The organism is Candidatus Coatesbacteria bacterium, assembly GCA_014728225.1.
Lineage (GTDB): Bacteria > RBG-13-66-14 > RBG-13-66-14 > RBG-13-66-14 > RBG-13-66-14 > WJLX01.
Map to the genome: position 1 here is coordinate 1 of WJLX01000066.1, position 6,084 is coordinate 6,084.

Here is a 6,084-nt window from a genome sequence, read left to right on the forward strand (position 1 = left end):
GCCGTTGGCGGCGGCCCGGGCGAAGCAGTGGGCGGCCTCGTCGGCGGCATAGAGCCGGGCGGCGTGAACGCCGGCCCGCAGGTAGAAGCGGGCGGCCCGCTCGGTGTCGCCGCCGTTCTCGTAATGATGGGCCACCAGGGAGAGATAGCCCTCGAGGCGCTCGGCGTAGTGCTCCTCGACCCAGCGGGCGATGCGTAGATGCAGCTCACGGCGGATGCGCTTGAGCAGGCCGTTGTAAACTGTGTCGCGCAACAGGCTGTGCTTGAAGATGTACTCGAGGTCGTCGGAGAACAGTGAATCGAGCTGCCGCCGGATCAGGTCCCGGTGTTCGAGCCGGCTGAGTTCACCGGCCACCTCGCCGTCGAGGAGCCAGGAGACGATCCGGCGCCAGAAGACCTCACCGACGACGGAGGCCGTCTGGATGACCCGGCGCTCCTCGTCGGACAGGCGGTCAAGGCGGGCCCGCAGCACGTCTTCGACGGTGTCCGGGATGTCGAGTTCCTCGATCTCCCGGGTGGCCTCCCAGTGGTCCTCGCGGTTGACGAGGACACCGCGGTCGATCAGGACCTTGATCAGCTCCTCGACGAAGAAGGGGTTGCCCGCCGCCCGTTCGATTATCAGCCGTCGACTGCGCTCGGAGAGACGCTCGACGGCGAGGAGCTCGGCGATCAAGCGCCGACTCTGCTGCGGCGTCAGCTCGCGCAGGTGCAGCAGTCTGCTGTTGTCCGGCTCGTCGAGGCGTTCGAGGAACTCAGTGACCCTGTGCTGGTGCGGTTCCGGGGGGCGGGTGTTGAAGAGGAACAACACCGGAGCCTCCTCGAGGCCGCCCAGGAGATGCAACAACAGCCCCAGGGTGGCGTCGTCGGCCCACTGCAGGTCCTCGATCAGGATCACCAGGGGACGGACCCGGGAGGCGCCGGTCAGCAGCCGCTCCAGCAGGTGACGGACCCGGGCGCGCAACAGCTCACCCGCGGTGCTCCCGCCGCCGTTCTCGTCGGCGGCGGCGCCGATCAGGCCGGCCAGCTGCTCGACGGCGGCGGGGTCGACGTCGCCGCCCACCAGATCGGCGATCAGCTCTTCGAGCCGCCGCCGGATCTCCAGGGGCGGCGTTTCGTCGTCGGCGCCGACCAGGCGGGTCAGGATGTCGTTCAAGGGGTGGTAGGCCGGGGCGGCGGCGTAGACCAGGCAGCGACCCGCCAGATAACGCGGCGGTTGAACGGATTCCGTCAGCCCGAGGGCGAACTCCTCCACCAGCCGGGTCTTGCCGATTCCGGCCACGCCGTGAACGACGACGGCCCGGACCCGGCGTTGACGCAGGACCTCGTCGTAGGCGGCCTCGAGGACGGTCAGCTCCTTCTCCCGGCCGACCAGGGGGGCGTTCAGGCCCGGAATGCCCCGCCCCTTGCCCCGCACCGGTTTCCTGCGCAGGACCTGGAAGCGCTCGAGGGGCTCGCTGAGCCCCTTGACCATCAGGGCTTCCAGGGGTTGGTAGTCGAAGACGTGGCTGGTGCGGCGGTGGACGTCCCGGCTGACGACGACGGCGCCCGGGACCCCCGTCTCCTCCAGGCGGCTGGCCACGTTGACCACGTGGCCGAAGACCTGGTAGGCGCCGCGCGGTGTGCGGGTGCGCCGGGTGAGGATCACCTCGCCGTAGTGGACGCCGACCCGGATCTGGAAGGCCGGACCGTCCCCGCCGAAGCCCCGGGTGCGCTCCAGCATCCGCAGGGCGACGTCGACGGCGCGCTCGGCGTTGTTCTCGCTGACCCGGGGCACGCCGAAGACGGCCATCACCGCGTCGCCGATGAACTGCTCGACGAAGCCGCCGCCCAGGGTAACCTGACGGCCCAGCTCGGCCAGCAGCTCCTCGACGGCGGCCTTGACCTCCTCGGCGTCGCCGTCGGCCACCAGCCGGGTGAAGTTGCAGATGTCGGCGAAGAGCACGGCCACCCGCCGCCGCTCCTCGACGGTGTCCGTCGTGGTCAACGGCGCGCCGCAGCCGCCACAGAAGCGGACTTCGGCGGCGTTCTTGAAGCCGCACAGCCGGCAGGTCAGGGTTTCTAAGGTCATCGTAGTTCCATATGCAATAAAGCCTGTATTTCATTTAGTTTAGCACATCGCGGCCCCCGGTCCCAATCAAAACCACCGGCGCCGCCGGACGACGGCTCGAGGCGCGAGTGACCGGGAGGTGCTGAAGTACGCCTTTACAGACAGACGCCCCAGGTGGTAGATTATACGCTGACCTGCGGAGCATCGAGCTTCCACGCTGCACCAACCGCCATACTCCATGACTCTCAAACTACCCCACGAGTTCCGCCCGACGGCAAGCAAGGTCGGTCGCCGCACCTACAATCTGGCCTACTCGACGCCGGAAATGGACCCGGACCTGTCGGCCAACCTGGACGAGGCCCTGCAAACCGCCCAGCACCGCCCCGTTCTAGTCGAGATCGTCGGCGAGGGCTGCTTCGGTGACCCCTCCTTCATCGATTACCTGCTTGAGCGCGGCCGGGAACGGGAGATGCAGATCATCGATCTGCCCCGCCTCCACGGCCATCAGGAGCCCTTGAGCATCCTGCGACGCATCGTCGGCCGTTCTGGTGAGGAGGGAGCGGCCTGGGCCGCGGAGCTGCCCGACGAACTGGCCGAGCAGTTGTGGCTGCTCGACGTCGACGAACCGGTCGCCTTCTCCACGGGGCGGGCCCTGCGCTGGCGTCGGATACGCCTGGTGATGGAACTGCTGAGGCGACGCCTCAGCGTGCCGACGGTGCTGACTATCTGCAGTCGTTTCGGCGAGGTCGACCACGAGACCATCCATCTGCTGGAGTTCCTCTTCGACAACCTGCCCGAGCTGCGCGTGATGCTCGTCTTATCCTACGACGAACGCAACGCCCTGACCGGGATTTTTTCCGGCCTCGACAGCTATTATATCCGCTTCATCCCGGAAATCCGGGCGGAGTTCCTGGGTGAATTCGGTCTGGCCTTGCAGAAAAACCTCAGCCATGAGCAGTTTGCCGGTTTCCTCGCCGAGCTGACCCCCAGCCGGTGTTACGCCGAACAGCTACGGTACTATTTCGAGCACGACCTCAAGGGGCGCTACGATCGGCGTCTCAATTATCCGCTGACGCCGATTCAGCTCTTCCTCAGCCGCTGGCAGAAGGTCGACGAACGGGAGCGGCGCCTGTTACTGGCCCTGGCGCTGCGCCAGACGCCGCAGAGCGCGGAACGGGCGGCCGAGGTCGCCGAGCTGCCCCTGGAGAGCGTACGGCGGCTGCTCGAAGACCTGGTCGCCAAACGCCTCTGCCTGGAACTACCCGACGGCTACGTGCTGAGCGATCCCAGTTTCTATACCTGGAGTGTCGATTTCTCCGACCACCAACTCACCGAGCAGCTCCACCGCCGCCAGCTGGACTCAACGATTGACGACGACGGCTTCCCCGCCCGTTTGAGCCGCCTCGAACACCTGATCGCCCTCGACGAGCGCGGGCCGGCCCGTCGTTTGGCTGTCGAGCTCCTCGACGACCTCAATCAACGGGCGCTGTTCCACACCGTCAACACCCTGGAAGGAAGGGTACGCGAGATACTCGCCGCCAACGCCCCCGTCGACGAGGTCTACGGAATCTACATCCAGCTGATCCCGGCGGCGCTGGCCCTCGAGGACGCCGACGGAGCCGCAACACTGCTCGAAGAACTGGAAGCCTACGCCGTGAGGCTCGATGACACCCAGCGTGGTCGACTCGAATTTTTCCACGGCCGCCGGGCCCTGTTGGACAACGACCACCGGGAAGCCCTGGAACGCTTCGCCGCGGCCGCCGGACTGACCGCCGACGAAACAGCAGCCCTCCCGGCCCTCGAGGCCGCCGTCGAGTGCGCCCTGGAACTCGGCGATCCCCAGAAAACCGACGAACTGCTGGCATTGTACGATAATCTGAACGAATCCCCGACGGTGCGACGCAGTCGACTGCTGAGCCGGCTGCGCCGGGACAACCGCCGCAGCGACTACGCCGCCGCCGAGGAGACGATCAGCGAGATCAACGCGCTGCTCGCCGAGAGCGAGGCCGATGAGCGCTATCTCGTCGACTTCGAGCTGGAGCTGGGACGCATCGCCAAGAACCGCGGCCGCGGCGACGAAGCCCACGAGCACCTCGAACGGGCCCGAGACACCGCCCGCAGCATCGGCTACATCCGCGCCGAAGCCTACGCCCAGTCGATCATCGCCCAGGTCCATTACACCCAAGGCAGGCTCGACAAGGCCATCGAGCATTACCTCGATTCCCTCAAGCTGCTCAACTACGTCGACGAGGTCAGCCTGCGCTTCGCCATCCTCAACAATCTGGGACTGATCTATCACAGTTGGGGCTATCTCGAATCAGCCCTCTCCTGCATCGAGATCTGCGAGCGCCACAACCGCACCCAGGACGTCGTCGAGGAGATCCAGACCACCCGCTACAACCTGGCCCTGCTCTGGCTGGACCTGGGCTTCATCGACCGGGCCCAACGCTACCTCAAGGAGCTCAGCGAGACCAACAGCCGCCCCGGCGGACAGGCCTCGGCCAGCGTCCGCCACAACACCTCTTACCTGATGGGGCGCATCGCCGAGCGTCAGAGCAACCACTCCCTGGCCGAGCGGCTCTTCCGCCGTGCCGCCGAGCAGTTCGGTCAACGGGACATCCGCCTGTGGGAGATGTTCGTCAAAATCTTCCTCGCCCGCAGCCTGAGACGACAGAACCGCCTGGACGAGGCCGCGGCGTTCCTCGACGAAGTCGAAACCGCCGTCGAAGAACTGAACTCCCGCCGCCTGGAACTCAACTACCTCGAGGAACGCGCCGCGCTGCTCCAGGATCGCGCAGACTACCAAGCCGCCGAAGAACGTGCCAACCGGGCCCTGGAAATCGCCGACCGTGTCGGCATCCCCCTGACCCGCTTCCGCATCTACCGGCTGCTGTCGCTGATCCAGCAAGCCGCCGGCCGCAACGATGAAGCCCGTCACTCCTACGAGGCCGCCGCCGAGGACCTGGATGGGATCCTGGCCGATTTCAGCCGCGAGGAGCTGCGCGAAGGCTTCCTCAAGCGCCCGCAAATCGCCGCCTTCCGCGAGAACCGCCCCTGAACGACCCCGGCGGCGAGACCTGTTTGGCAGCCTCCCTCCCCCGGGGTTAAACAGGCCCGGGCCCCGGAACTGGCACGGTTTTTGCATCTCGGCGCCCGTTGGAGCGGCGGCAACGGTTCGCCTCCGCAAAAACCGTGCCAGTTCCGGGGCCGGAGTGTACTCAAGCGGTTGCGAGAGGTATCAAACAGGTCTCGCCGCGGGGTGTCAAGCGGGCTGAAGCGTTGCTCGCGGATATGAACAAAAACCCCCTGTCGGGGGTTTTTGTCGCTTGTCGGGGTACTCGGTTCTCAGGCCAGCTCTTCGTGGTGGGCCAGGGTGGAGCGCACGGTCTTTTCGTCCTCGAGCTCGTTGAGTGCCTTACGGAGCTCGGGTTTGTTGATCAGCTTGGCGATTCGGGAGATGGTGTGCAGGTGCTGGTGGGGGTCGTCGGCGGGGCTGATCAACAGGAAGACCAATTTGACCTTGGAGCGCCCGTTGTCGCCGAAGCGGATGCCTTTCTTGCTGCGACCGATAGCCAGGATCGGTTTGTCGAGGCCGGGCATCATCAGGTGGGGGATGGCGGCGCCGGAGCCGACGGCGGCTTCGTACTCCAGCTCACGATTAAAGATGGCGCTGATTACCTCGGCGTTGGTCGGCAGCCCGGGCTGACCAACGATGAGGTGCGCCATCTCGTGCAGAGCTTGATGCCGGTCTTCGGCTTCCAGGTTTAGCTTCACCGCCCCGGAGGGGATCAGTTGTTCGAGGCGCAATTACCCTCCTTTGCTGTGGCCGCCTTTGTCGGCGGACGTTGGTGATGATTGCCTTGATGAAAGTCCAGTCGGAGTCTTTACCAACCAATTAATAGAATAGCCCAAAAGTGGCCCAGCGTCAAGGTGTGCGCGCCGAATACCGGCGCGGATACAGTTGTTGAAGCCGCCGACCCTTACTGTACTGTACTGTACTGTACTGTACTGTTCGGAGCTGTTCGGAATGGATCGGAA

General features: G+C 65.7%; 3 protein-coding genes. 1 reads left to right on the forward strand and 2 read right to left on the reverse strand.

Going from position 1 to position 6,084, the window contains the following annotated elements; all coding sequences use genetic code 11:
- Positions 1–2,067: AAA family ATPase (locus GF399_04990; protein ID MBD3399669.1), on the reverse strand; the 2,067-nt coding region annotated here is incomplete at its 3' end.
- Between the two features lie 217 nt (positions 2,068–2,284).
- Between GF399_04990 and GF399_04995 the strand changes: the two genes are divergently transcribed.
- The gene (locus GF399_04995) at positions 2,285–5,104 is read left to right on the forward strand and encodes a hypothetical protein (GenBank protein ID MBD3399670.1); all 2,820 of its coding nucleotides are present in this window, start codon (positions 2,285–2,287) and stop codon (positions 5,102–5,104) included.
- Positions 5,105–5,391: 287 nt separating this feature from the next.
- On the opposite strand, the gene GF399_05000 is transcribed toward GF399_04995, so the two are convergent.
- On the reverse strand, positions 5,392–5,853 hold the full coding sequence (locus GF399_05000; GenBank protein ID MBD3399671.1) for a hypothetical protein: 462 nt from the start codon (positions 5,851–5,853) through the stop codon (positions 5,392–5,394).
- Positions 5,854–6,084: the final 231 nt, after the last annotated feature.